The sequence below is a fragment of the Tardiphaga sp. 215_C5_N2_1 genome (assembly GCF_052076055.1).
GTDB classification, from domain to species: Bacteria; Pseudomonadota; Alphaproteobacteria; order Rhizobiales; family Xanthobacteraceae; genus Tardiphaga; species Tardiphaga robiniae.
On sequence record NZ_CP197240.1, the window covers coordinates 6051869 to 6077983 of the forward strand.

Annotated in this window: 23 protein-coding genes; 12 read left to right on the forward strand and 11 right to left on the reverse strand. The window is 62.1% G+C overall.

Features of this window, described 5'->3' with window-relative positions; all coding sequences use genetic code 11:
• Window positions 1-42 precede the first annotated feature (42 nt).
• The 6 genes from AB7828_RS28750 to AB7828_RS28775 form a co-directional block, all read right to left on the reverse strand.
• Window positions 43-750, reverse strand: coding sequence for an ABC transporter ATP-binding protein (locus AB7828_RS28750; protein WP_441231843.1), 708 nt, complete (start codon window positions 748-750; stop codon window positions 43-45).
• Entirely contained in the window at window positions 750-1502 is a 753-nt protein-coding gene (locus AB7828_RS28755; RefSeq protein ID WP_441231844.1) for an ABC transporter ATP-binding protein, read from the reverse strand. The genes AB7828_RS28750 and AB7828_RS28755 overlap by 1 nt, the downstream gene beginning before the upstream one ends.
• The gene (locus AB7828_RS28760; protein ID WP_441231845.1) at window positions 1499-2335 is read right to left on the reverse strand and encodes a branched-chain amino acid ABC transporter permease; all 837 of its coding nucleotides are present in this window, start codon (window positions 2333-2335) and stop codon (window positions 1499-1501) included. Before AB7828_RS28760 ends, AB7828_RS28755 begins: the two co-directional genes overlap by 4 nt.
• Entirely contained in the window at window positions 2335-3213 is an 879-nt protein-coding gene (locus AB7828_RS28765; RefSeq protein ID WP_441231846.1) for a branched-chain amino acid ABC transporter permease, read from the reverse strand. Before AB7828_RS28765 ends, AB7828_RS28760 begins: the two co-directional genes overlap by 1 nt.
• 89 nt (window positions 3214-3302) lie before the next feature.
• Window positions 3303-4529, reverse strand: coding sequence for an ABC transporter substrate-binding protein (locus AB7828_RS28770; RefSeq protein ID WP_441231847.1), 1227 nt, complete (start codon window positions 4527-4529; stop codon window positions 3303-3305).
• 448 nt (window positions 4530-4977) lie between these two features.
• Window positions 4978-5649, reverse strand: coding sequence for a MarR family winged helix-turn-helix transcriptional regulator (locus AB7828_RS28775; protein WP_158596773.1), 672 nt, complete (start codon window positions 5647-5649; stop codon window positions 4978-4980).
• 187 nt (window positions 5650-5836) lie between these two features.
• Here AB7828_RS28775 and AB7828_RS28780 point away from each other — a divergent pair, with 187 nt between their 5' ends.
• Window positions 5837-7342, forward strand: coding sequence for a 4-hydroxyphenylacetate 3-hydroxylase family protein (locus tag AB7828_RS28780; RefSeq protein WP_441231848.1), 1506 nt, complete (start codon window positions 5837-5839; stop codon window positions 7340-7342).
• A 162-nt stretch (window positions 7343-7504) separates the two neighbouring features.
• Here AB7828_RS28780 and AB7828_RS28785 read toward each other — a convergent pair whose 3' ends face one another.
• Window positions 7505-8704 carry an amidohydrolase family protein gene (locus AB7828_RS28785; protein ID WP_441231849.1) on the reverse strand — a complete coding sequence of 400 codons (1200 nt, stop codon included), beginning with the start codon at window positions 8702-8704 and terminating at the stop codon, window positions 7505-7507.
• A gap of 48 nt (window positions 8705-8752) precedes the next feature.
• Window positions 8753-9334: an amino acid synthesis family protein gene (locus AB7828_RS28790; protein ID WP_441231850.1), complete on the reverse strand. Its 582-nt coding sequence runs from the start codon at window positions 9332-9334 to the stop codon at window positions 8753-8755.
• Between the two features lie 143 nt (window positions 9335-9477).
• Between AB7828_RS28790 and AB7828_RS28795 the strand changes: the two genes are divergently transcribed.
• The 3 genes from AB7828_RS28795 to AB7828_RS28805 all read left to right on the forward strand — a co-directional run bounded on the left by AB7828_RS28795 (window position 9478) and on the right by AB7828_RS28805 (window position 13051).
• Window positions 9478-10170: a MarR family winged helix-turn-helix transcriptional regulator gene (locus AB7828_RS28795; protein WP_441231851.1), complete on the forward strand. Its 693-nt coding sequence runs from the start codon at window positions 9478-9480 to the stop codon at window positions 10168-10170.
• A 126-nt stretch (window positions 10171-10296) separates the two neighbouring features.
• The gene (locus AB7828_RS28800; protein ID WP_089268096.1) at window positions 10297-11478 is read left to right on the forward strand and encodes an HlyD family secretion protein; all 1182 of its coding nucleotides are present in this window, start codon (window positions 10297-10299) and stop codon (window positions 11476-11478) included.
• Window positions 11465-13051, forward strand: coding sequence for an MFS transporter (locus AB7828_RS28805; RefSeq protein ID WP_089268035.1), 1587 nt, complete (start codon window positions 11465-11467; stop codon window positions 13049-13051). Before AB7828_RS28800 ends, AB7828_RS28805 begins: the two co-directional genes overlap by 14 nt.
• Window positions 13052-13904: 853 nt before the next feature.
• Here the strand turns inward: AB7828_RS28805 and AB7828_RS28810 are convergent.
• Both AB7828_RS28810 and AB7828_RS28815 read right to left on the reverse strand, forming a co-directional pair.
• Entirely contained in the window at window positions 13905-14723 is an 819-nt protein-coding gene (locus AB7828_RS28810; protein WP_089268029.1) for a DUF2927 domain-containing protein, read from the reverse strand.
• Window positions 14724-14828: 105 nt separating this feature from the next.
• A complete protein-coding gene (locus tag AB7828_RS28815; protein ID WP_081422064.1) occupies window positions 14829-15443 on the reverse strand; it encodes a L,D-transpeptidase in 615 nt (204 codons plus the stop codon).
• 239 nt (window positions 15444-15682) lie between these two features.
• Between AB7828_RS28815 and AB7828_RS28820 the strand changes: the two genes are divergently transcribed.
• From AB7828_RS28820 to AB7828_RS28830, 3 genes are all read left to right on the forward strand, one after another.
• Entirely contained in the window at window positions 15683-17224 is a 1542-nt protein-coding gene (locus tag AB7828_RS28820) for an acetolactate synthase large subunit (protein ID WP_089268028.1), read from the forward strand.
• A 288-nt stretch (window positions 17225-17512) separates the two neighbouring features.
• Entirely contained in the window at window positions 17513-17731 is a 219-nt protein-coding gene (locus AB7828_RS28825) for a hypothetical protein (RefSeq protein WP_120288809.1), read from the forward strand.
• A 17-nt stretch (window positions 17732-17748) separates the two neighbouring features.
• Window positions 17749-17958, forward strand: coding sequence for a hypothetical protein (locus AB7828_RS28830; protein WP_139285955.1), 210 nt, complete (start codon window positions 17749-17751; stop codon window positions 17956-17958).
• A gap of 15 nt (window positions 17959-17973) precedes the next feature.
• Here the strand turns inward: AB7828_RS28830 and AB7828_RS28835 are convergent, their stop codons facing one another.
• A complete protein-coding gene (locus tag AB7828_RS28835) occupies window positions 17974-18852 on the reverse strand; it encodes an AraC family transcriptional regulator (protein ID WP_210269248.1) in 879 nt (292 codons plus the stop codon).
• Between the two features lie 244 nt (window positions 18853-19096).
• Between AB7828_RS28835 and AB7828_RS28840 the strand changes: the two genes are divergently transcribed.
• The 5 genes from AB7828_RS28840 (at window position 19097) to AB7828_RS28860 (ending at window position 26106) form a co-directional block, all read left to right on the forward strand.
• Window positions 19097-20026, forward strand: a complete 930-nt coding sequence (locus AB7828_RS28840) for a 2-hydroxyacid dehydrogenase (protein ID WP_441231852.1) — start codon at window positions 19097-19099, stop codon at window positions 20024-20026.
• 161 nt (window positions 20027-20187) lie between these two features.
• Window positions 20188-21774 carry an ABC transporter substrate-binding protein gene (locus AB7828_RS28845; protein ID WP_441231853.1) on the forward strand — a complete coding sequence of 529 codons (1587 nt, stop codon included), beginning with the start codon at window positions 20188-20190 and terminating at the stop codon, window positions 21772-21774.
• A 40-nt stretch (window positions 21775-21814) separates the two neighbouring features.
• Window positions 21815-23401 (forward strand): ABC transporter substrate-binding protein, encoded by a 1587-nt coding sequence (locus AB7828_RS28850; protein WP_441231854.1) that lies wholly within the window; start codon window positions 21815-21817, stop codon window positions 23399-23401.
• A 99-nt stretch (window positions 23402-23500) separates the two neighbouring features.
• Complete coding sequence (locus AB7828_RS28855) at window positions 23501-25087, forward strand: ABC transporter substrate-binding protein (protein WP_441231855.1); 1587 nt, start codon at window positions 23501-23503, stop codon at window positions 25085-25087.
• A complete protein-coding gene (locus AB7828_RS28860; RefSeq protein ID WP_439082855.1) occupies window positions 25084-26106 on the forward strand; it encodes an ABC transporter permease in 1023 nt (340 codons plus the stop codon). The genes AB7828_RS28855 and AB7828_RS28860 overlap by 4 nt, the downstream gene beginning before the upstream one ends.
• Window positions 26107-26115 lie beyond the last annotated feature (9 nt).

The following is a 26115-nucleotide window of genomic DNA, read 5'->3' on the forward strand; positions in this document are numbered from 1 at the left end:
CGCGCCCCGGAATGACAGAGTGTGGCTAAGACAAGTACTGCGTTAGTGCGTCCCACCCAGAAACGCATCCGACACCGTCGGATCATTGATCAACGCCTGCGCCGTGCCTGAGGTCACCACACGCCCGGTCTCCAGCAGATACGCCCGGTCCACGATCTTCAGCGTCTGGCGTGCCTTCTGCTCCACCAGCAACACCGTCAGGCCCTCGTCGCGGAATTGCGCGATCATGCTGAACAGGCTCGCCGTCATCAGAGGCGCGAGGCCGAGCGACGGTTCATCCAGCAGCAGCAGCTTCGGCTTCGACAGCAGTGCACGTCCGATGGCCAGCATCTGCTGTTCGCCGCCCGAGAGCAGGCTTGCAAGACCGTCACGGCGCTTGCCGAGAATCGGGAAGCGCTCCAGCATCTTGCCGACGTCGGCCATTGCTTCGGATTTGTCGGAGCGGGTGTAGATGCCCATCAGCAGGTTTTCATAGACCGTCATGCGCGCGAGAATGCCGCGGCCTTCCGGCACCAGCGCGATGCCGCGGCGGAGGTTCTTCTCGGCGGCATTCGGCACGAGCTTCTCGCCCTGATAGGTGATGTCGCCCTGGAATGGCAGAAGCCCTGCAATGGACCGCGCGATGGTGCTCTTGCCGGCGCCATTGGCGCCGAGCAGCGCGACGATCTCGCCCTGCTTGATGTCGAGATCGACGCCGCGCACGGCGGTGATGGCGCCGTAGCGGACCTGCAAGCCCCGGATGGTGAGCATCACGAGTCCTTTCCGAGATAGGCGTCGAGGACGACGGGATTGGCGCGGACTTCCTCGGGCTTGCCTTCGGCGATCAGCACGCCGAAATCGAGCACATAAAGGTAGTCGCAGAGCCGCATCACGAAATTCATGTCGTGTTCGATCAGGAGAATGGTGAGGCCGGTGTCGCGCAGACGGATCATCAGCGCGCGGATCTCCTCGGCCTCGTCATGGTTCATGCCGGCGACGGGCTCATCCAGCAGCAGCAGCTTCGGCCTGGCGGTGACGGCGCGCGCCATCTCCACCTTGCGCTGGATGCCGTAGGGCAGGGATTTCGCCGGGCGGTCGCGCAGTTCGGTGAGGCCGAAGAACGCCATCACTTCCTCGGCGCGTTCCTGCGCCGCCGGATTGGCCCAGGCGATCGGCAGCAGACGCCGCCACGCGCTTTCGCTATGCGGCTGCGCCACCAGCAGATGTTCCCAGACCGTCATGCTGCCGAACAGACGGATGTTCTGGAACGTGCGCGCGATGCCCTCGCGCACGATGCGATAGGACGGCCACTGCGTGACATCGACGCCCTTGAGTTTCACTTCGCCGGCATCGGCGCGATAGGCGCCGGTGATCGTGTTGAACAGCGTCGTCTTGCCGGCGCCGTTCGGGCCGATCACGCCGACGATCTTGCCTTCCGGCACTTCGCAGACCATGCCGGACAGCGCATGGATGCCGCCGAACGTCTTGGTGACGCCGGTGAGTTGAAGCAGCGCATTGCTCATGCCGCAGCCCTCCGGAAGGTGAGCGTTCGGATCAGCGAACGATCGAGAATGCCCTGACGCCGTACCAGCAGCACGACGATCAGCAGCGTGCCGAAGGCGGCGAGCCGCCAGTCGGCGATCGGGCGCAGGAATTCAGGCAGGAACACCAGCAGCAATGAGCCGACCAGCGAGCCCGGTCCGACGGTGGAGCCGCCGAGGATCACGGCCAGCACGAATTCGATCGAGCGATCGAAGCCGAAATTGGCCGGCTCGATATAGACATTGTGATGCGCGAACAATCCGCCCGAGATGGCGGCCACGGCCGCGCCGACGCCGAAGGCGCCGATCTTGGTCACGGTGGTGTTGAGGCCGATCAGCCCCGCGGCGGTCTCGTCGTCATGCACCGCCTGCATTTCCAGCCAGACGCGCGAGCGCTCCAGCAGCATCACGGCGATCAGGATGCCGCCGGCCCACAGCCAGACATAGCCGACCGAGATGTGCTGCATGCCGCGATAACCGCCGGAGCCGCCCATGGCGTCGAAATTGAGGAAGAAGCTGCGCACCATTTCGCCAAAGCCGACGGTGGCCATGGCGAGATAGATGCCTTTCAGCCGCAGCGCGGGGAAGGCGACGATGGCGCCGATGATGCCGGCGGCGATCGCCGAGATCACCAGGGCCAGCGTCAGCGGCGCGTTCAGCGCGACGGTGAGATACGATGACAGATACGCGCCGATTCCCATGAAGGCGCCATTGCCGAGCGAGAGCTGGCCGGTGGCGAGGATAATATAGACGCTGAGTGCGCCGAGCAGGAGAATGCCGGACTCGGCTAGCAGGCTTGCATAATAGGTCGACATCAGACGCGCTGCCCCTGATCTGACCGCGCGCCGCCGAGCAGGCCCTGCGGACGCAGCAACAAAATCAAAATCATGAAGCCGTAGACGACGAAGTCGCGGACCTGCGAGCCGCCGTAAGCGACGGTCAGCACTTCGGCGATGCCGATCAAGGGACCCGCGACCAGCGCGCCCCAGATCTGGCGGGTGCCGCCGATCACCATCACGGCGATGGCCTTGAGGCCGATCTCGACGCCGAGATAGGGCGTGATGGTGCCGTAATGCAGCGCGATCAGCACGCCGGCGACGCCGGCGAGCGAGCCCGACAGGATGAAGGCCAGCATGGTCAGGCGGTCAGCGGAGACGCCCAGGATTCGTGCGACTTCGCGGTTCTCGGCGACGGCGCGCAGCGCGCGGCCTATCGGGGTCTTCTGCACGATATAGGCAACCAGCGCGACCAGCACGACGGTGGCGACGAGCACGATCAGTTGCATCTCGCCGATATTGACCGGGCCGAACGCATATTGCTTGCCGAAATACTCGTCGGGGAGCTGGGCTGGATCCGAGCCCCAGATATTGGTGGCGACATTCTGCAGGATGATCGAGAAACCCAGCGTCGACAGCATCGGCGTCACCAGCGGCGCGTCGCGCAGCGGCTGGTAGCCGATCTTCTCGATGGCAATGGCGATCGCGGCTGCACCGAGCATGCCGCCGAGCACGGCGACCGGAAGCGGGAAGCCTGCGGTGATCAGCGTGAAGCCGAGATAGCCGCCGATCATGAACAGTTCGGCAATCGCGAGGTTGAGAATGCCGAGAATGCCCATCACGAGCGAGAACGACAGCGCCAGCAGCGTATAGACCGCTCCGAGCGTCAGGCCGTTGACGAGTTGCTGTATCAGCATGGGAATCGCAATCGTTAAATCAGGTGGTCGTCATCATGACTGCGGCCGGGAGGACTTCCCGGCCGCAGCGGCGTGGATGGTGCGGAAGATCAGCAGGCCGGGTGGCCGGGCGCAGAGCTGCAGCCCTTGACCTTGGTGTCCCAGGCGCCGTTCTGGCCCTGCAGCACGTAGAAGGCCTTGATCGCGTCGCCGTCGTCATTGAAGCCGATCGGGCCGCCGAGACCGGCGAAGCCTTCGAGCTTGGCGAGATGATCGCGGATCTTGGTGCGGTCGGCTTCGAGATCGGCCGGCTTGCCGGTGACGCCAGTCTTCTTGATCGCGTCGATATACATCGAGACGATCTCGTAGATGTTGGCGTCATACATCGAGGGCTCGATGTCCTTCGGCAGGCCCGATTCCTTGCGCAGCAGCGGCGTCAGGGTTGCCGTGAACTTCTCGGGTGCCGGGCCTGTCATGGTGGCGTAGAAGGTCGCGGGCGCGATCACCGGGATTTCCGGCGCAGCCTTGAGAATCGCCGACGAGATCAACTGAGTGGCGCCGACGACCGGCTTGATCAGACCCTGGCGCTTCATCTCGCGCAGCACGGTGATGGCCTGGCTGTAATCGGCGCTGACAACGACGCCGTCGGGATTCAGGGCCTTCAGCTTGGTGACCTGTGCGGACACGTCGAGGTCACCGGTGTTGAACGACAGCAGATCGTTCTCGTTGGCGACGGTGATGTCATTGGCCTTCAGCACGGCCGGCATGATCACCTTGCCGACGGTGGATGCCGTGGCGTCCTTGGCGTCGAAGATCACGGCGACGGTCTTGATGTTGAAGGCCTTCTTGTAGAAAGGCACGGTGGTCTTGGCGAGCACGCCTTCGTCGATGGTGTTACGGAACGCCCACGGACGGTTGAGCTTCGCCACGCCCGGCTTCGAGGAGGCCTGCGAGGTGGAGACCACCTTCATTTCATTGGCGACGGGGAAGGTCACTTCGGCGGCGCTCGAGGTGAGCGGACCGGCCACGGCGAGAACCTTCTCGTCGCCGGCCAGCTTGCGCAGCGAGCTTGCGGCCTGCGCCGGCTTCGCGGCGTCGTCGAGAATGGTGATCTTCAGCTTCGCGCCATTGATGCCGCCGGCATCGTTGGTCTGCTGTTCCAGCATCTTCAGCGTGACGGTGTTGCTGCGGCCCCACTCGGCGAACGGACCCGAGCTCGGCACCACCGCGCCGATGGCGATTTCCTGCGCCCATGCCTGGCCGCCAACCATGGCGGAGAGCGTGACGGCGGCAACTGTGCCCAATACGCGCGGCAAATTCGATTGGATCCGTGACATCGACGATCGTCCTCTTCTGCTGATGCTTTTGCTGCAGTGATCCGCAGCATAATCCAGATAAAGATTTCTATGCACGCCATGTGCCATCGCCAGCTGTGACAGCGGAATGACAGCGTTGGTTGGATCGTCCAATAAATTTCAGGCTTTGACAATCGTCATTCTGAGTATCTTTATAAAATAGTTCTCTTAAGAAGCTAATTTATGCGGCAGTGCGGCCCGGAAATGCAGCAATTCGAAGCTGGCGGGAATGCGCGCAATTGCCTGTTTCACGGGTGTTTGGTGTTGCGGGCGCGTCGCGGCTGATTCCCGCGTCGCCGTTGGGCGGGAAGGGGCTACGCTCCCCCGGTGCCGTTTTGTCGCAGCAATGGCGGCGCGGGCAGTGGCTATCCCCGGGGCCTTGGCCGGGTGCAACCGCCGGTCCTGACGCGGGTCAGATTGCAGGCCAGATTCAGCCCTTGCGCGGCTTGCCGCGCTTGGCAACGGCGATCGATTGCGCTTCGGGCGAGAGCTGCTTCACATTGGTGTCGGCCAGATAACGCTGCAACGCAATGGCGCGGTCGCTGGAATCGACGAGTCGCTGCACCATGTCCAGCAACTGGTGGAATTCCCGGGTGCCGAGGCAACCGAACTGCACGTCGTTCACCTGCGCTTGAGTCGGCGCGAGCCGCTCCAACAATTCGGCGCCATGCGGCGTCACCACGAGGCTGATGCGGCGGCGGTCGCCGGTGTGCGAGGTCTTGGTGATCAGCCCTTTGGTTTCGAGCTTGTTGGTCACGGTGGTGACGAAGGCGCCGCTCAGATGCAGGTGGTCGGCGACGGCGCGCACATGGACGTCGCCTTGCGCCGACAGATGCCGGATCGAAATGAGGGTCGTGTATTCGATGCCGGCGAGGCCGATGACGGCGGCGTGGCCTTCGCGCAAGGTCTGGTGGCGGACCAGAAAGCCGAACAGGCTATGGACGAGGCGGCGGAACTGGGCGTCCGAGCCGTCCACCAGCAGCTCCGGACGGGAGACCGTCAATGCGGCGCGGGACGCCGGCCGGCCTGTGGCAGGCTTCTTGCTGATCTCCTTGCCAACTGATTTGCCGATCGAAGTGGAGCGCGCTGCGGATTTGGCCACGTGATGATCCCATGTATCAAAACTTGCCCGAGCTTGGCGGCTTCGTGCGGTAATTGCAATCACGACGAATGATGCAAGTGTGCGAATGCCACAGGTCCGCTTGACAACGGATTTAAAATAGCTTCGGATGATAGCTATTAATGAAGATGACCGGCACGCGGCCGGCAGTAGCTGACGGAGAAAAGTGATGAACAAGGCATTTGGATCCGGGGCGGCAGTTGCCGGCGTCAAGACTGGCGCCCAGCATGTCGCCGCTGTGCGCGACGGCCGTGCGGTCTATCTCGACGGCAAGAAGGTCGATGACGTCTCGACCCATCCGGCCTATCGCCATGCGGTCGCCTCGGCCGGCGCGCTGTATGACTATCAGGCCGACCCCGCTAATATCGAACGCATGACCTTCGATGTCGGTGGTGGCCGCCGAGTCAATCGCGCCTGGCAACTGCCGACCAGCTACGCGGAATTGGTCGAGCGCCGCAAGGCGCTGGTGGAATGGGCCGAACTGTCCGGCGGTTTCCTCGGCCGCTCGCCCGATCACGTGGCCTCGTCCATGTCCGGCATGATGATGGGCATCGAGGTGTTCGACAATTACGACCCGAAGCGCGCGCAGGCGTTCCGTGACTGGTATGACTACGCCCGCAAGAGCGACCTGTTCCTGACCTATGTGATCAACAACGTGCAGGGCGATCGCTCCAAGGCGTTCGGCGATCAGGGCAAGAATGCGCAGGACATGGTCGCGCGCATTGTCGACGAGGATGCGTCGGGCATCACCATCCGCGGCGCCAAATTGTTCGCTACGTCAGCCATCATGGCCAACGAGATCTTCGTCGGCTCCGGCCAGCCGCTGCGGCCGGGCGAGGAACATCTGGCCTTCTCCTGCGCGCTGCCGATGGGGACCAAGGGCCTCAAGATGCTGTCGCGCAAGAGTTTCGAGGCGCATGCCTTGAGCGAATACGACAATCCGCTGGCCTATCGCTATGACGAGAACGACGCGCTGGTGTTCTTCGACGACGTGAAAGTGCCATGGGAGCGCGTGTTCCTGCTCCGCAACACCGATATGTGCCGCGCCCAGCTCCATGACACACCGGCCCATGTCTATCAGAACTATCAGGCGCAGATCCGCCTGTCGGTGAAGCTCCGCTTCCTGGTCGGCCTCGCGCGCGGCATCGCCAAGACCATCGGCACCATCAACTTCCCGCCGGTGGTGGATGTCCTCGGCAAGCTGGCCTCGCAGGCCGCGCTGATCGAGGGCATGGTGCTCGGCATGGAAGCCGGCGGCGCGATGCGCGGCGATTATTTCCTCCCCAACAAGCATCTGCTTTACGCCGCACAGGTGCAGTCGCAGGAGATGTATCCGCAGATCATCAGCGCCATCCGCGAACTCGCCGGCGGTGCGCTCTTGATGCTGCCGTCGTCGGTGGATGATTTCAGCAATCCGGAAATCGCGGACATTATCGGGCTGACCCAGATCTCGCCCGCGATGTCGGGCCAGGATCGCGTCAAGCTGCTGAAGCTGACCTGGGACGCCGTTGGCTCCGAATTCGCCTCGCGCCATCTGCAATATGAGATGTTCTATGCCGGCGCGCAGTTCGTCACCCGCGGCCACAGCTACCGCACCTATGACTGGGAGCGCGCGGGCGGCATGGCCGAGAAGATGACGGCGAAGTATGATTTGCCGGAGTTTGGTGCGACTTAAACGGCGCGCGACAGCGACGCGCTTCTCTCTCCCCACGTTATGGCCGGGCTTGACCCGGCCATCCATCTTTCTAAGCTTGGGTGCAAGTTGGATACGCGGGTCAAGCCCGCGTATGACATCGGTGTGTGCGGTTGCTCGTGTGCAGCGTACCTGCGTATACGGCTAATGCGCCGCCGCGCCCGAGAAATCCCGCGGCAATCTCGTCTCCGCCACGCGCACATTCCGCATACCCGCCGGCGTATTGCGGCTGCGGCCGACGAAGCGCGGCACGCCGTCAGTGATCACGGCGCTGACCGCGGGCACGTCGCCATTGCGCAGGCCCGACAGCGCATCGTTCTGAGAGCCGCCGGCGCAGGCGTCGATCAGCACCACGTCGGCATCGTTGCCTGTCTTTAGGAACCCACTGTTGAGCCGATAGACCGTCGCATTGTTCCCCGTCGCCGCGGCGATCGCCTGTTCGGGCGGCATGCCGCCCAGGCTGGCGAGATGGCTGATGGTGTAGAACATGCCGAGCGGCATGATCCCGCTGCCGGTCGGCGTGTCCGTCGCGATCAGCAGTCGCTCCGGCTGCCCGGCCTCGTCGAGCAGCTTCGCCGTCAGCAGCGCGGTGCGAAGATTGCCGGCGGTGCAGAGCTGCAGCGCGATGTCGCTTTCATTGACGAGACGTGCAAAGCCGGCTTCCGGCATCGCCACCGGTCCGCCATTGACGTGGAACGAGACGCTTGGATTGGACTTCAGTACATGTTCGGCCCAGATGCCCGATGAGCCGGGGATCGATGAGCCGCCGGTATGCATGGTGGTGACCATGCCGAGCTTGCGTGCGGCGAGCATCAAGGGCGCATAGTCGAACGGTGTCTCGAATGCGCCGAAGCCGGCCTTGGCGAGCCACAGACCCGCTTTGACCAGTTCTTCCAGATCGGCCTCTGTCAGTCCCGGCTCAAGGATGATCGAGCCGGCATGCACGCGCATGCCGCCGGGGCGATAGTCGAGGAAACAGGCTCGCGCCGCCAGCGCCAGCGCCTTCACCCCGGCCGGATCCTTCGGGCGGCCCGGCGTGTGCACCTCGGACGCCGTGATCGACGTCGTCGTGCCGCCATGCACGTAGCTTTCGAGATAACCGACCACGCGCTGCCTTGGCGTGTAATCGCCGAAGGTGATGTGGACGTGGCTGTCGATCAGGCCGGGGATCGCCGTGGTGCCGGCGGCGTCGATCACCACATCGGCCGATGAGACCTGGTCCGATGACAGCGTGCCGATCGCGCTGATGCGGCCATCCTGCATCAGGATGCCGTCGCCGTCGGCGAACGGCGCCTTGAGATCACCGGTGACGATGGTGCCGATATTGACGATGGCCGTTTTCATACCCGTCTCCGCAATCTCAAGGCCGTCCAAGGCCGCACAAGCCGCAGCCTAGCGCAAGCCGTCCTTGCCGCCGATATCCCTCGCATTCAACCCGCCGACCCGCGCATTGAGCCGCCCACGATTGGCGAGACAGACGATCAGCGCGACTTCATCGGCGGCCGGCGCATCGGGTGGCAGCGTCACCGAGACGCCGTCGTAATGCGAGCGGACATAGAGCGCGTCCTTGTGCGCCAGGGGAACGTCAATCAGGCAGCCGGGGGCGGCGAGCTTGGTGAAGGAGGGGATCCACGCTTCAGCGCCGCCGACGGCCTCGCGCAGCGGCGTCGCGAAAGTCGTGGTCAGCATCGCATTGGCATGTTCGAGTTCGCCGCCGAGGCCAACGACGCCGCCCTTGCCGTAGCTTTCCACCTTGTACGATCCCATCGCCTCGACAGCGAGCTTGGCCAGCACGGCGCCGACCTCGACACTGGCGGCAATTGCCTCGGAGAGGTCTTCGACATAGCGTCCGGCATAGGGATTGGCGACGATGGCCACGGCGGCGACGCGGCGCAGCGGCTGCTCGTGCCGGTGGCCGGCCTCGACCTCCTTGTGGTCGGTGAAGCAGAGCAGGCGCCTGATATCGAGTTTCATGATGTTCTCCCGTCCGATGTGGCGCCGATCCTGACCCAGTAAATGCATTTGATCAATAGCTTCGTTAAGAAGGTATGCAGAATCGCTTGACGAAGCAGAGGGCGCCAGCCAATCCTGTAGCGGATCGTTCACTGGGAAGCGGTATGTCTCGTTCCAAGGTTGCGCCGCTCTCCAAGACGCCGGCGCTGCGTAAATCCGAAAAGGCCGCGGCCAAGCCCGCAGTGAAGACGGGAGCCAAAACCGCGCTCAAGGCAAAACTTCCGGCTCCGGCGCTGACCACGTCGCGCAAGGCGCTGCTGGTCGATGGCTCCGATCATGCATTCCGGCAACTCGTGCACACATTGCTGGCGTTCCTCGCGCGTCACGAGACCGTGCGTGAGGGGCATGCCGCCGCGATCGGCCTGGCGGGGATCGAATACACTGTGCTGATCTCGGTCAAATATCTGGCCGCTGAAGGCGATGTCAGCGTGCGCGAACTCGCGGCGCATCTGCATCTCAGCGGCGCTTTCGTCACCACGGTGTCCAACAAGCTGCAGCAGATGGGATTGCTCGACAAGCTCGTCGATCCCGCCGATCGCAGGCGCCTGCGTCTCATGGTGACGCAGGCCGGCGATGCGCTGCTCGCAAGCCTCAATCCGACGCAGCGTCAGGTCAACGACGTGCAGTTCGATTGTCTCAACGCGGACGAATTTCATCAATTGCTGGGGAGCGTCGAGCGACTCGTCGAATCCAGCGAGCGCGCCATTGCGCTGCAACGCTATCTGCAGCCGCGCGGTCCGGATACTCCGGCGCCATCTCAGGGCGGCGACAAACCGGCACGCCGCAAAAAGATATAAAATCTGCGGTCTTTGGTACGAATCGAACCCGAATGCTGCGGCACCGGTATGGATTGCCGATATCGGGCGATTGAATCGGGTGCGACGACATGAGACATAATGTCACTCAGTCGCTGCGAGGAAGACATGTCCCAGCTTGATGCATCCCCAACGCCGCAACCGGCGCCGTCACAACCTGTTGCGCCGACACCGGCACAACCGGCTGCGCAACCGCCCGCACAGCCTGCGGCGTTGACGCCAGCACAGCAGGCGTGGCGTCGTCTTGCGATTCCGCTGCTAGCCGTTGCTGCCGCGGTTGTCTTCATCGTTCTGGCCACCACCCGCTGGGACATCTGGATGGGCAACCGCGCGGTGCAAACCACCAACGATGCCTATATCCGCGCGCAGACAACGCGGCTGTCGAGCCGCGTGGCCGGTGCCGTGAAAGCCGTGCCGGTGAACGACTTCCAGCACGTCAAAGCCGGCGATCTGCTGATCCAGATCGATCCCGCGGATTACGAGGCGCAGGTAGCGCAAGCCGAAGCCGGCGTCGCCGGTGCGCAGGCGGCGCTGGACAATCTCGCCAACCAGGTCGAGCTGCAATACGCCACCATCGCGCAGGCCGAGGCGCAGCGTGTGTCTGCGCAGGCGATGGAAGTGCAGGCGCAGCAGGAGCGGGAACGTCAGGCGTCGCTGACGCAGACCGAAGCCGGCACGCGGCAGCGCTTCGAACAGGCAACCGCCGCCTATGCCAAGGCACAGGCCGATGTAAAGGCGAGTGGCGCGGTGATCGCTGCGCAAAAACATCAGCTCGAAGTTCTCGCTGGCACGCGCAAGCAGCGCGCCGCCGATCTGCTCGGCGCCAAGGCTACCCTCGATGCCGCCAGACTACGCCTCGGTTATACAAAGATCGTGGCGCCCTTCGATGGCGTGGTCAGCGAGCGTCAGGTGCAGCCGGGCGATTATGTGAATATCGGCTCCAGCCTGATCAGCATCGTGCCGCTGCCCGACGTCTATGTCATCGCCAATTTCAAGGAAACGCAGCTCACGCGCGTGAAGCCGGGCCAGCCCGTCGATATCGTGGTCGACACGTTCTCGGCGGAGACGCTGCGTGGCCGCGTCGAGCGCGTTTCGCCGGCATCGGGATCGCAATTCGCCTTGCTGCCGCCGGATAACGCCACCGGCAATTTCACCAAGGTCGTGCAGCGCGTGCCGGTCCGCATCACGCTCGACAAGGGACAGCCGCTGCTCGACCGGTTGCTGCCGGGCATGTCGGTAACCGCGAGCATCAACACCGACGCGCCGGCGGCCGGCAATGGCGGAAAGTAAGGTCATCGAAAGCGGCCCGGTCTCGACCGGGGGCGTTTCGCACCATCCGATCTTTGCGGTCGGCGCGGTGCTGCTCGGCGCATTCCTCGCCAATTTCGATACGCGTATCTTCTCCATCGGCCTCGCCGATCTGCGCGGGGCGTTGGGGCTGAGTTTCGATGAAGGCGCGTGGCTCTCCACCGCCGGAACAGCGTCGCAGATCTTCATCGCGCCTGCGGTGGCCTGGATGGCCACCGTGTTCGGGCTCCGCCGCGTGCTCGGCATTCCCGCTCTGGTCTATGCGGCGATCTCGCTGGTGATCCCGCTGGTGCGCGACTACAATCTGCTGCTGGTGCTGAACATCGTGCACGGCATGCTGCTTGGCACCTTCGTGCCGGCAACGCTGCTGATCATCTTTCGCAATCTGCCGATGAAGTGGTGGCTACCGGCCATTGCGATCTATTCCATTCGCGTCGGCTTCTCGCTCAATTCGGGCACTGCACTGGTCGGCTTCTATGTCAGCCACATCGGCTGGCAATGGATGTTCTGGCAGGATGTCATCATCGCGCCGCTGCTCGCGCTGTTCGTCTGGCTCGGCACACCGCGCGAGCCGATCAATCGCTTCGTGCTGTGTGAGGCCGATTGGGGCGGCATGCTCTTGCTCGGCACCGGCATGGCCATGATCTATGCCGGGCTCGATCAGGGCAACCGGCTGGACTGGCTGGGTTCGGGTACGGTGGTGGCGCTGCTTGGCGGCGGCACGGTCCTGACCGTCGGCTTCTTCATCAATGAGTCGGTGGTCAAACGGCCATGGGCGCATGCCGAGGTGCTGCTGTCGCGCAATATCGGTCTCGCGCTGCTGACGATCATTCTCTACACCATGACCAGCCTGTCCAATTCATCGTTGGCGCCGAATTTTCTCACCAACATCGCGCTGTTGCGGCCGGAGCAGTCCGGCATGTTGTTTCTGCTCTATGCCGTCGTGCCGATGATCGTGCTGGTGCCGCTGTCGATCTGGCTCATTCGCTACTACGACGTGAAGCTGACGCTGATCATTGGCCTTGCGGCATTCGCCGCCGCCGCTCTCCTGGGCACGCAGCTCACCCATGAATGGGCGCTTGGCGATTTCATCCCGATGGTGATGTTGCAGTCGCTTGGGCAGAGCTTCACGCTGCTGCCCATCGTGATCATCGCACTGTCGAATTCCGATCCGTCGCGCGCCACCGCCTTTGCGGCCTATATCCAGGTCTTCCGACTCGGCGGTGCCGAGATCGGCATCGCGCTGATGGGGACTTGGCTGCGCGTGCGCGAGCAGATCCATTCGAATCTGCTCGGCCAGCATGTCGCCAGCGGCGATGCCGATGTCGTCGGCATTCTTGCCAAACTCACCGGCCGCTTCGCCAGCCATGGCGAGGGCCTTGCCCAAGCCCGCGGCATCGGCACCCTCGCAAGCCTCGTGCAGCGCGAGGCCAATACCCTGGCCTATATCGACGGCTTCTGGCTCACTTTCTGGTTCGCGATGGCAGCGCTGATCGTCGTGTCGCTGATCGGCAACGCGCCGAAGGGACCGTTCACGCCAAAGCCGCGGGGGTGAGAGGACGAGGCGACCTCACTCGTCATTCCGGGGCGTGCGTCGCCGGCGAAGCCGGCAGAGCACGAACCCGGAATCTCGGACTGTTTTGCGCTGAACATGCTGGGATTCCGGGTTCGCGTGCGCAAAGGTGCTCCCGCGCCCCGGAATGACAGTGTGGGGCGGCAAGACAGCACCCAAACATTTTTTCCTATCTCTCATTGACAGCATCCCCATCAGGCTTATATTCCCCTCCGTCCTGCCCCACCGAGAGGGGCGATCGCGATCGTCACGTTCGCGGGGTGGGATGCGGTGGACGCCGGAGATGCGGCGTCACGCGGTTCATGGGGGACGTCTGTCTTCGGGCAGGACGGATCTGCGCCAGCACTGCCACTGGCAAGGAGACGTTTGGCCTTCGGATGGAAAGACCCCTGGACAGTGTGACGGACGACCAAGTCAAAACGCGTTCGGCCAAGTGCTTTGCGGCTACCCTGTCCCTCCGCCCTGGGACATTAATTTTGGTGATGGGACCGTTCGCCATGGCAGATGTGCAAGCAACCGAAAAAACACCGCAGGCGGAACGTCGGGCACTCGCTCGGCGCCTCCGAAAGTCCTGATGCATTCTAAATTGCGGAAGACCGCATCGCATCAGGCCCAAGGGTGCAACGGGCACCCGGCGTTCCGCACGCCCTCTCACAGGGGGCGGGAATGCAAGCAACGACGGCGCCCCCGCGCCGCAAATAACAGGGGTGATGACGCATGTCTGCAGAGCAGTGGCTGTTTGACATTCGAAGAAGCTGGGACGCGCAGGCGTTCGTGGAATCCCCCGCCTGGCAAAGCTTCGCTTCGCGCGGGGGGAGGGATAAGAGAAACGCCGCTAATCCTGCAGCTCGTTCACCTTGCTCACCCAGATACGCACGTCAGTGAGCACCTGCGGCAGCACGTCCTTGACCTCCTGCACGGTCATGCCGGCCTTGATGCGGGGATCGTAGAGGATGTTGAGGATGTACTGGTCGTAGACGTCGAAGAAGCCCATCTGGACGTTGTCGTTGAACATCGTCCACGGCACCGTACTGGTATCGTTGATCGGGCCCAGCGACTGCAGCAATTCCTCATAGGCGCAATCGAGAAAGACGAAGTCGCCATTGTCTACGGTGAGGATCACGTCGGAGCGTTCGATCTCGAAGGCCTCGTTCTTGCGGAAGCCGGACAGGCATTGCGGGTCCAGGGAGTCGCGGATCTCGTTGGCCCGGTCGGTGCCATAGAAGGTCGAGATGGTGCGATAGAGATCGCGGTCGCGCACCAGCTTCACCAGCACATTGGCGTCGTCGCGGTTGTCCGCCATAGCGATGTTGAGATGCTGCACCCGGCGCGCGATGTCGGTCACAACCTTGGCGATTTGAGCCTTGCGGTCAGCACGGCCTTCGGCGAAGACCCGCACCGGAAGCTCATATTTGCGAATGCGGTCGACGCGGCCGGCGAGGTGATATTCGGCGCCAAAGGCGGTCTTGAAAAAACCGTCGATGATCTCGCTGTCGGTAAAGGTTTTCTTCTCGGTGCGCTGGCGCGCCGTAACGGCGGGCGGCTCGCTCGCGCCGGCATAAGACGGCTGCGGCACAAAGGCGGTCAAAGACGCTAGCGCCAGCAGCGCGGCAATCGTCCGGACGATGAATCGATCTGGTGTCGGGGCGGGCATTATTACTCAAGTTCTCGCAATGCGCGTATTTGCGCAAGCGTTCAGTGCCGCCCCCGCGGACTATTCGAAGGCTTCCCGCAGGAAGCCTTCGTTCTCAGGTCAAGCTCAGTTCTTGACGATGACCGTCGCGCCGACCGAGACGCGGTTATAGAGATCGGTGACATCGTCATTGGTCATGCGGAAGCATCCCGAGGACACGGCCTGCCCGATGGTCTCCGGCTCGTTCGAGCCGTGGATGCGGTACAGCGTCGAGCCGAGATACATGGCGCGGGCGCCGAGCGGGTTGTCGATGCCGCCGGGCATGTGGCGGGGCAGGTCGGGCCGGCGGGCGAGCATCTGGGCCGGCGGGGTCCAGCTCGGCCATTCCTTCTTGGCGGTGACGCGGTGGACGCCGCCCCAGCGGAAGCCATCGCGGCCGACGCCGATGCCATAGCGCAGCGCCTGGCCGCCCGGCTGCACCAGATAGAGCCGGCGCTCGGCGGTGTTCACGACGATGGTCCCAGGGGCGTAATTGCTGTGGAAGCCGACGGTCTGGCGCTGGATCGGGCCGGAGCTGTTGCCGCCGCCATTGCCGAAATTGGAGAAGAAGTTGGAGAGCGACGGGCCGTCGTCGACCTCGAAGTCCTGCGCCGGCGGCTGGTTGCGAACGCGTGCATCGGCAGGAAACGCAATTGTGGTGAACGCGGCTGCGGCAAAAAAGAGAGCAAAAAGGCGCTTCATCATGGTCCTCGCCAGAAAAAATTGAGGCCCAAGACAGGCCATAAATCGCCCCGATCCGCAACCCACGGCCGTGTGAGGACAGCCCGGATGGAGCGATAATAACCGGCGTTCAGCCCGCCCCGCGGCCCTCACAACGAAGCCTTGCGTTCCGACCCTTTGACGGGCCCTCCGAACAATGGTTCATCAGCCCCCGAGATCAAGAAACCGAGATACGACCCTGAATCAAACGGAGTGAGACGATGAACGGTGCGGAAAGCCTGGTGCGGACATTGGTGGCGGGCAATGTGGATGTCTGCTTTGCCAATCCGGGAACGTCGGAAATGCATTTCGTTGCGGCGCTCGACCGCGTCGAAGGCATGCGCTGCGTGCTCGGCCTGTTCGAAGGCGTCGTCACCGGCGCGGCCGATGGCTACTTCCGCATGAAGGGCACCCCGGCCTCGACGCTGCTGCATCTCGGCCCCGGCCTCGCCAATGGCCTCGCCAACCTGCACAATGCCAAGAAGGCCAATTCGGGCATCGTCAACATCGTCGGCCAGCATGCCGTCTATCACATCGAATACAACGCGCCGCTGACCTCGGACATCGAGGGCCTCGCCCGTCCGATGTCGCAGTGGGTGCACACCTCGCCGGATTCCAAGTCGGTGGCCAAGGACGGCGCCGCAGCAATTGCCGCCGCCAAGGATCGCCAGATCGCGACGCTGATCCTGCCCGCTGACACCGCATGGGGCGCGGCTGACGGTGTGGCGCCGGTGCCGGCCGAGAAGCAGAGCGCCGGCTATTCGGCGCAGGCCGTCGAGACCGCCGCCAGGATCATGAAGGACGGTGGCGCCTCGACGCTGCTGCTGATGACCGGCCAGGGGCTGACCGAGAAGGGCCTGGCGCTGGCCGAGCAGATCGCCGGCAAGACCGGCTGCAAGGTGATGGGCCAGACCTACAATCCGCGCATGGCGCGCGGCCGCGGCCGGTTCTCCATCGACCGCATTCCCTATGTGATCGAAGCCGCACTTCCGCTGCTGAAGGATTTCAAGAACATCGTGTTGGTGGAAGCCAACGATCCCGTGGCCTTCTTCGCTTATCCGAACAAGCCGAGCATGCTGAAGCCGGAAGGCTGCGAAGTGCATCGCATCACCGCCGGCGGCGAGAACTCGATCGCTGCGCTCGAAGCACTGGCCGGCGCGCTCGGCGCCAAGCCGTCGGATGTGAAGCCGCAGAAGCTCGCCGAACTGGTGAAGCCGACCGGCGCGCTGAACCACACCACGATTGCGCAGGCGATTGCCTATGCGATCCCGGAAAACGCCATCATGGTCGATGAGTCGTTGACCACCGGTCGCGGATTCTTCCCGCCGACCGCAGCGGCTGCGCCGCATGACTGGCTGCAGAACATGGGCGGCTCGATCGGCTTCTCGACCCCGGTCGCCACCGGCGCCGCCGTGGCCTGCCCGGACCGCAAGGTGATCTGCATGGTTGGTGACGGCAGCGCGATGTACACGCTGCAGTCGCTGTGGACCCAGGCCCGCGAAGAGCTCGACATCACCACTATCGTGTTCGCCAACCGCAAGTATCAAATCCTGCTCGGTGAATTCGCCGGCGTCGATGCCGGCGAGCCGGGCCAGCGCGCCCTCGATATGCTCAACCTCGACCGTCCGACGCTCGACTGGGTGTCGCTCGCCAAGGGCATGGGCGTCCCCGGCGTTTCGGTGTCCAACGTCGACGACTTCAACAAGGCGCTCGCCAACGCGATCGCTGCGAAAGGTCCGAAGCTGATCGAAGTCGTGATGTAAGCGGCGGGTATCACCGCAGCTGCCAAATACCCCGCTACCAAGCGGGGTGCCTGCCAAATAGAGAAAGGCTCCGGATCACTCCGGAGCCTTTTCAGTACTGTTCCCTGCTGGCGAAACGATATCAATTGAAACACGTTCCGATTTTTCGGCGCAATTCCACGCAGCGCTTTCTCCGGCAGGGATTGTGTTCTGCAACCTGGGCGCATCGGGAACAATAGTTGTGAACATCGCGTTGCAAAGGGACAGCTACCGTACAGACAAGTTATTTCAGCGCACTCATAAGATCAGATGGCAAAAAATCGTTGGGACGAGGAACAGATTGAAATTTTGAAAGGGCTTATCGCGCGTAAAGTATCGCTGGCCAGAGCCGCGGTGATCATGAAACGACCGCAGAGTTCCGTACAGATCCAGGCGCGCCGACTGGGAGCACCGTTCCCCGGTGTTCGAGCGACCAAAGCGCGGTTGAAGGCCCAAATCGATGAAGCCGAGAAGAAAGCGTTGCGGTGAAAAGCGCGATTGAGCTTGTGGTTGCCGCCTATGTCGATACGAACCAGCTAAGTGCGTTGCAAGATCTCAAGGTGCATCGCGAAACGCTGGCGGCGTCCGTCCGCAACAGAATGGACTTCAATTTCGGGGTGCTGCTCGGGCAGCTCGACGACGACATCCGCGAGATCGAAGCCGGTATTCGCCGATTGCGTGCTTCGATGGAAGCGCGGCCAGCGGTCGAGTCCTAAGCTGGTGCGCGTCGGTCACGTTGCCAAGTCCTCCGTCTGTTCGCTCCAGCGCAGATAGTCGCGTGGTGAAATTCCCATCGAGCGACGGAACATAGCGCTGAAGGCACTTGGACTATCATAGCCGAGATCGAGCGCCACATTGGTCACCGGCTCGCGCATGGTCAGGCGCGACAATGCTTCCATCAATCGCACCTGCTGGCGCCATTCGGCGAAGCTCATGCCGGTCTCGCGGCGAAACAGCCGCGTCAGCGTCCGTCGGCCGAGGCCGCCGATCTGCGACCAGGATTCCAGATCCTGATTGTTGCCGGGCTCGCGCAGGATCGCTTCACAGATACGCGCGAGGCGGCGGTCCTGCGGCATCGGCGCGCGCAGCGGCACGGCCGGCATGCGGCCGATTTCAGCGAGCATCAAATTCATGATCTGGCCTTCGCGGCCGTCCATATCGTATTCGGTCGGGAAGGTGACGGCCTCGTTGAGCAGCGCGCGTACCAGCGACGACACTTCCATCAGCTGGCACGAGGTCGGCAGGCCGACCGTCGCGTCGGGTTCGACGTAAAGCGTACGGAGCTGCACGGTGCCCCAGCAGCGGCTTTGATGGACGACGCCGGGCGGGATCCACAGCGCATGCTGCGGCGATACGGTCCAGCTGCCGGTCTCGGTGATCACGGTCATGACCCCGGTCAGGCCGTGGAGAAATTGCGCGCGGCGGTGGCTGTGCCGGACTCCGACGCCGCCCGAGGAGAATTCGGCAGCCATCGCAACCACCGGGCGTTGTGCGGCCTGGAGTGCATCGGCGCGGCGGCCGCTGGCCTCGAAGCCGGAAAAACTCACCATGGCCGGCGGCGCGACGCGCTGGCGCGGCGTGTTGCACGAAATTGAAGAGATATGGCCCATACGCGACAAATCCTGACCCTGTGAAGACGGAGATGATGCGCCGACATCGTACCCTAGGATAGAGGTTTTGGGCGCATCGTTCCGGACGTTGCCATTCTCAAAGCAGGCTTCATGCCACTAGCGCGTTTTCCAGCGAAGTGGGTACCGGTTCGCATTAAGAAAACGCGTAAAACAACAATCCTGAGCCCCGTTCCGATTCAATCGGAACGGAAAAGGCTCGGGCAGAAACAAACGCAGGAATTCGATGACCCGCATTACTCTCATGACAACCCTGTCCAACACCATGGGCTTTCTGGAGGACCATCTGAAGCGGGTGGTTCCCGGCGCGCTCGTGACCACTTGGCCGGAAGAGGGGGCGCTCGATGGGGAGGTTGTGGTCTGCTGGAAACCACCCGCGGGCGTGATGGCGACTATGCCGAATTTGCGGCTGATCCATTCCATCGCCGCCGGTGTGGACAATGTGTTGTCCGACACGGCACTGCCGGACCTGCCGCTCTGCCGGATCGTGGATCCGCTGCTGGGTAGAGCGATGGCCGAATATGTGCTGTGGGGCACGCTGTATTTTCATCGCGAATTTGATCGCGTCTCCACCAATGCCCGCAATGGGCACTGGCATCGCTACGATCAGGTCGCGGCCGCTGACAAGCGCGTCGGCATCCTCGGTCTCGGCACCCTCGGAATCCAGGCTGCCACGCTGCTGAAATCGGTTGGCTACGAGGTCTCCGGCTGGTCGCGCTCCGCAAAACAGGTCGAGGGTGTGGACGTCTTCGCCGGCGACGCCGCGCTCGACGATTTCCTGGTGCAGACCGACATCCTGGTCTGTCTGCTGCCGCTAACGCAGAGCACGGTGGGAATTCTGAATGCTGACCGTTTCGCCCGCCTGCCGAAAGGGGCGGCACTTATTCTCTGCAGCCGCGGCGAGCATCTGAATGTCCCCGATCTCGTCGCATCGTTGCGTTCGGGCCATCTGCGCGGCGCGGTTCTCGACGTGTTCGACAAGGAGCCGTTGCGGCCTGACAATCCTCTCTGGACGGAGCCGGGTATTCTGGTGACGCCGCACATGGCCGGATTGGCCAAGCCACGCGTCATTGCCGACCAGATCGCCGAGAATATCCGCCGTCTCAAGACTGGAGAGATTCTACTCAACCGCGTCGATCCGGCACTGGGATACTGAATGCCTGCTCATTCACGGAACATGTTCGGTTCTCGGACAACGCCGGCCCGATCGCGATGATGATCGGCCCGGCGACGGCGGCGGCTTGAATTTTGCAAGCTCATCCTTGCGCGTCAGTGCAACCCTGACGTTCAACCCTCTGTGTCCATCGGGAGAGCTGAATGAATCGACGTGAGTTTGCGAAATTGCTGGGCCTGAGCGCTACGGCGCTGTCGGGCATCCCGCTCGGCATCACCCGCGCCACGGGGCAGACCAGAGGCGGTACGCTCAATACGATCATCCAGCCCGAACCGCCGATCCTGGTCACGGCGATCAATCAGCAACAGCCGACCCTCACCGTCGGCGGCAAACTCTATGAGAGCCTGCTGCGTTACGATTTCGATCTCAAGCCGATTCCCGGCCTCGCCAAATCCTGGGAGGTTTCGCCGGACGGGCTGACCTACACATTCAAGCTGTTCCCGAACATCACGTTTCACGACGGCAAGCCGCTGACGTCGGAAGACGTGATTTTCACCATGACCAAGGTGCTGATGGAAACCCATGCGCGCGGTCGCGTGACATTTGCGCGTATCGCAAAGGCGGAAGCGCCCGATCCACTGACGGTGATCTTCACGCTGAAGTCGCCCTTCGCGCCGTTCCTGACGTCGCTGGATTGCACCACGGCGCCGATCCTGCCGAAGCACATCTATGAGGGGACCGACTACCGCAAGAACCCGGCTAATGCGCAGGCGATCGGCTGCGGTCCGTTCAAGCTCAAGGAATGGGTCAAGGGATCGCACATTCATTTTGTCCGGCACGAAGGTTATCATCGGCCGGGCGAGCCCTATCTCGACGAAATCATCTACCGCGCGATCCCCGATGGTGCGTCGCGTACCGTGGCGGTCGAGCAGGGCAAGGTGCAGCTGACGCAGTGGGGCGATATCGAATTCTTCGAGGTGCCGCGGCTGTCGAAACTGCCGAATTACGAGGTGTCCACCAAGGGCTACGAGTTCTTTGCGCCGCATCAATGGATCGAACTCAATAATCGCATCAAGCCGATGGACGACAAGCGTTTTCGTCAGGCCGTGATGCATGCGATCGACCGTAAGGCGATGCTGCAGCGAATCTATTTCGGGCTCGGCAAGCTGGCGACCGGCCCGATCTCGTCGAAGACACGGTTCTACGACAAGAACGTCAAGACCTATGACTACTCTGTCGATAAGGCGAAAGCGCTGCTCGACGAGATGGGGCTGAAGCCGGGTCCGGATGGCAAGCGCGTCACGCTGCGCTATCTGATCTCGCCGGTCAGCGAGGCCAATACGCGGGCCGCCGAATTCCTGCGCCAGTCACTCGGGCGCGTCGGCATCGATCTGCAATTGCAGACCACCGATATCGCCGGCTGGGCGCAAAAGTTCGCCGATTGGGATTACGATATGACCGGCAACCTGGTCTACCAGTTCGGCGATCCCGCGCTCGGCGTCGCGCGCACCTACATCACATCGAATATCAAGAAGGGCATCCTGTTCTCGAACACTGCCGGCTATTCCAATCCGGAAGTTGATCGCCTGTTCGAAGAAGCAGCCGTGGCAACATCCGATGACAAGCGGCAGGAGCTCTATAGCCAGGTCCAGAGAATTCTCGTTGAGGACGTTCCAGTGGTCTGGACGTTCGAGCAGGACTATCCGAACTTCATCGACAAGCGGCTGAAGAACGTGTTGTCGACGGCGATCGGGGTGCACGAGACGTTCGGGGCGGTGAGCTTCGGATGACGTTGAAGGTTTCAAATATCTTTGCTACAAAGGAATTAAGATGAACAGACGTGAATTCGCGAAGCTATTGGGTTTGAGTGCGACTGCGCTTTCGGGAATTCCTCTCGGCGTCACCCGCGCCGTCGGTCAGACCAAGGGCGGCACGCTCAACACGATCATCCAGCCCGAGCCACCGATCCTCGTGACCGCGCTCAACCAGCAGCAGCCGACGCTGACGCTGGGCGGCAAGATCTATGAGAGCTTGCTGCGCTACGGCTCCGATCTCAAACCGCTGCCCGGTCTCGCTGAATCCTGGACCGTGTCGTCCGATGGCCTCGTCTATACGTTCAAGCTGTTTCCGGGCATCACCTTCCATGACGGTAAGCCGCTGACCTCGGAAGACGTGGTGTTTTCGGTGACCAAGGTTCTCGTCGAAACTCACGCGCGTGCGCGCGGCACCTTCCTGCGCATCGACAAGGCCGAAGCGCCCGATCCGCTCACGGTCGTGTTCACGCTGAAAGCGCCGTTCGCGCCGTTCCTGAATTCATTCGATTGCACGACCGCGCCGATCGTGCCGAAACATGTCTACGACGGCACCGATTTCCGCAAGAACTCTGCCAACGCGCAGGCGATCGGCTCGGGCCCGTTCAAGCTCAAGGAATGGGTCAAGGGCTCCCACGTCCATCTCGTCAAACACGAGGGCTATTACCGCAAGGGCGAGCCGCACCTCGACGAGATCATCTATCGCGTGATTCCGGACGGCGCATCGCGTGCCGTCGCGCTGGAACAGGGCAAGGTCCAATTGACGCAGTGGACCGACGTCGAACTGTTCGACGTTGCGCGTCTCTCGAAGCTGCCCAATGTCGAAATGACCACCAAGGGCTACGAGTTCTTCGCGCCGCATTTCTGGCTGGAGTTCAATCTTCGCGTCAAGCCGATGGACGACAAGCGCTTCCGCCAGGCGGTCATGTTTGCGGTCGATCGCAAAGCGCTGCTGCAACGCGTGTTCTTCAATCTCGGGAAGGTGGCGACCGGACCCGTTTCGTCGAAGACCCGGTTCTACGAAAAAGATGTCAAGCAGTACGACTACTCGCTGGACAAGGCGAAAGCTCTGCTCGACGAGATGGGCCTGAAGCCCGGCGCTGACGGCAAACGCGTCAGCATCAAATTCCTGGTTCCGCCCTATGGCGAAATCTGGCAGCGCTCGGCCGAATTCTTCAAGCAATCGCTCGGTCGTGTCGGCATCGATCTGCAACTGGAAAATCTCGATCTCGCCGGCTGGGCCGAGCGGACCAGCAACTGGAATTACGAGATGACCTGTAATCTGCTTTACCAGTTCGGCGATCCGGCGCTGGGCGTGTCGCGCAGTTACATCACGGCGAATATCCGTAAGGGTATTCTGTTCTCAAATATCGCGGGCTATTCCAATCCGGAAGTAGACCGGCTATTCGAGGAAGCCGCCGTGGCGACCTCTGACGCAAAACGTCAGGAACTCTACACGGCCGTGCAGAAAATTGTCGTAGAAGAAGTCCCGATCGCATGGATGGTCGAGCAAGACTTCCCCAACTTCATCGACAAGCGGTTGAAGAACGTCATCACCACCGGCATCGGTGTGCACGAGACTTTTGGAGCCGTGACGCTCGGTTGAAGATAGGGTCACTCAAAGTCACTTGATGACTCGGCTGCAGCCAGATGTGCAAGCGTCTGGCTGCAGCCACTGTTAGATGCACTGTTAAAGGACTAGGTTATGAATAGACGTGAATTCGCAAAGCTGATGGGCGTGAGTGCGGTTGCGCTCTCGGGTATCCCCCTCGGCATCACTCGTGCCGCTGGTCAGACCAAGGGCGGCACGTTGAACACGATCATTCAGCCAGAGCCTCCGATTCTCGTCACTGCACTTAACCAGCAGCAGCCGACGCTGACACTGGGCGGCAAGATTTATGAGAGCCTGCTGCGCTACAGCCCTGACCTCAAGCCGATGCCGGGTCTCGCACAGTCGTGGGAAGTGTCGCCGGACGGCCTGACTTATACATTCAAACTGTTCCCCGGCATTACCTTTCATGACGGCAAGCCGCTGACGGCTGACGACGTCATCTTCTCGATGACCAAGCTGCTGCCGGAGACCCATGCACGTGCGCGCGGTATTTACTCGCGCATCGAAAAGGCCGATGCGCCGGATCCGCTCACCGTGGTGTTCAAGCTGAAGTCGACCTTTGCCCCGTTCCTGACCGCGCTCGACTGCACGACGGGTCCGATCGTGCCGAAGCATATCTATGCCGGCACAGAATATCGCAAGAATCCGGCCAACGCGCAGGCGATCGGTTCGGGCCCGTTCAAGCTCAAGGAATGGGTGAAGGGCTCGCATGTTCATCTCGTCAAGCACGAAGGCTACTACCGCAAGGATCAGCCGTATCTCGACGAAATCATCTACCGCATCATTCCCGACTCGGCATCGCGCGCCGTTGCGCTGGAGCAGGGCAAGATTCAGCTGACGCAGTGGAACGACATCGAAATGTTCGATGTAGCGCGGCTGTCGAAGTTGCCGAATTTCGAGATGACCACGAAGGGTTATGAATATTTCGCTCCGCATCAGTGGCTCGAACTCAACAACCGCATCAAGCCGATGGACGACAAGCGTTTCCGTCAGGCCATTGCCTATGCGCTCGATCTGAAATCGATGGCACAGCGCGTTTACTTTGGTCTGCCCAAGGTTGCGACCGGTCCGGTGTCATCAGCGACCAGGTTCTACGAGAAGGACGTCAAGCGTTACGACTACTCGTTGGACAAGGCGAAGGCGCTGCTCGACGAGATGGGGCTTAAGCCGGGTGCCGGCGGCAAACGCGTTACTATCAAGTATCTCACCCCGCCTTATGGTGAAATCTATCAGCGCGCGGCCGAGTTCATTCGCCAGTCGCTCGGCCGCGTCGGCATCGATGTGCAGATCGAGAACACCGACGTCGGTGGCTGGGCGGAGAAGTTCAGCAACTGGGACTACGAGATGACCGGCAATCTGGTCTATCAGTTCGGCGATCCCGCGCTCGGCGTGTCGCGCACCTACATCTCGTCGAATATCAAGAAGGGCATCCTATTCTCGAACACGGCAGGCTATTCCAATCCGGAAGTCGACCGTCTGTTCGAAGAGGCTGCAACCTCGACCTCCGAGGCCAAGCGTCAGGAACTGTACAGCCAGGTTCAGAAGATCCTGGTCGAGGATGTGCCGGTGGTCTGGATGTTCGAGCAGGCTTATCCGACGTTCATCGACAAGCGCCTCAAGAACGTGACTACAACAGCGATCGGCGTGCATGAATCGTTCAGCGACGTGAGCTTCGGATGACGGCGGTGTCGGTCGATGCAAAAGGCGGTCGCGTTTTCGCGGTCGCCCTCGCGCTCGCGGGATGGATTGTCAAATTCGTCGCGGTCGTTCTGGTCATTGCGACCTTCAACTTCATTCTCGTTCATGCCGCACCTGGCGATCCCGCGCAGGTCATCGCCGGCCAGAGCGGCGCATCGGATGAAAAGCTTCTGGAGCAGCTGCGCGCTGAATATGGGCTCGACAAGCCCTATCCGATTCAGCTCGCCACCTATCTGAAGCGCGTCGTGACGCTCGACCTCGGCTATTCCTATCGCCAGCAACGGACCGTGGCGTCGCTCATTCTCGAGCGTCTGCCGGCAACACTGCTGCTGACGGCGACGGCTTTCACTCTCGCACTGCTGTCGGGTATCATTCTGGGCACGCTGGCCGGTGTTCGTGCTGGCAAGTGGTCAGATACGTTGCTGACGATCGTGTCGCTGCTGCTTTATGCAACGCCGGTGTTCTGGCTTGGACTGATGCTGGTTTTGCTGTTTTCGGTGCAACTCGATTGGCTGCCGGCCTTCGGCTATGTCACCATCGGCGTGCCGATGACGACACTGCAGCGCATGGGCGATATCGGGATGCATCTGATCCTGCCGGCGGTGTCGCTCGCAGCGGTGTATCTCGCGATCTATACACGTCTGATGCGCTCGTCGGTGCTGGACGTCACCCATCAGGACTTTATCAAGACCGCGAAGGCCAAGGGGCTGAAGCAGGGCCGCATCATCATTCGCCATATCCTGCGCAATGCGATGCTGCCCATCGTGACTGTCGCGGGTATGCAGGCCGGTGCGCTGGTTGGCGGTGCGGTGGTGATCGAGACCGTGTTCGCCTGGCCGGGTCTCGGCCGTCTCATCTATGACGCGCTGTTGCAGCGCGATTATCCGGTGTTGCTGGGCGTGTTCCTAGTGATGTCGGTGATCGTGATTGCGCTCAATCTTCTCACCGATGCGATCTACCGGGTGATCGATCCACGCGTCTCCGTGCGTGCGGCATCGTGAACGGGATTA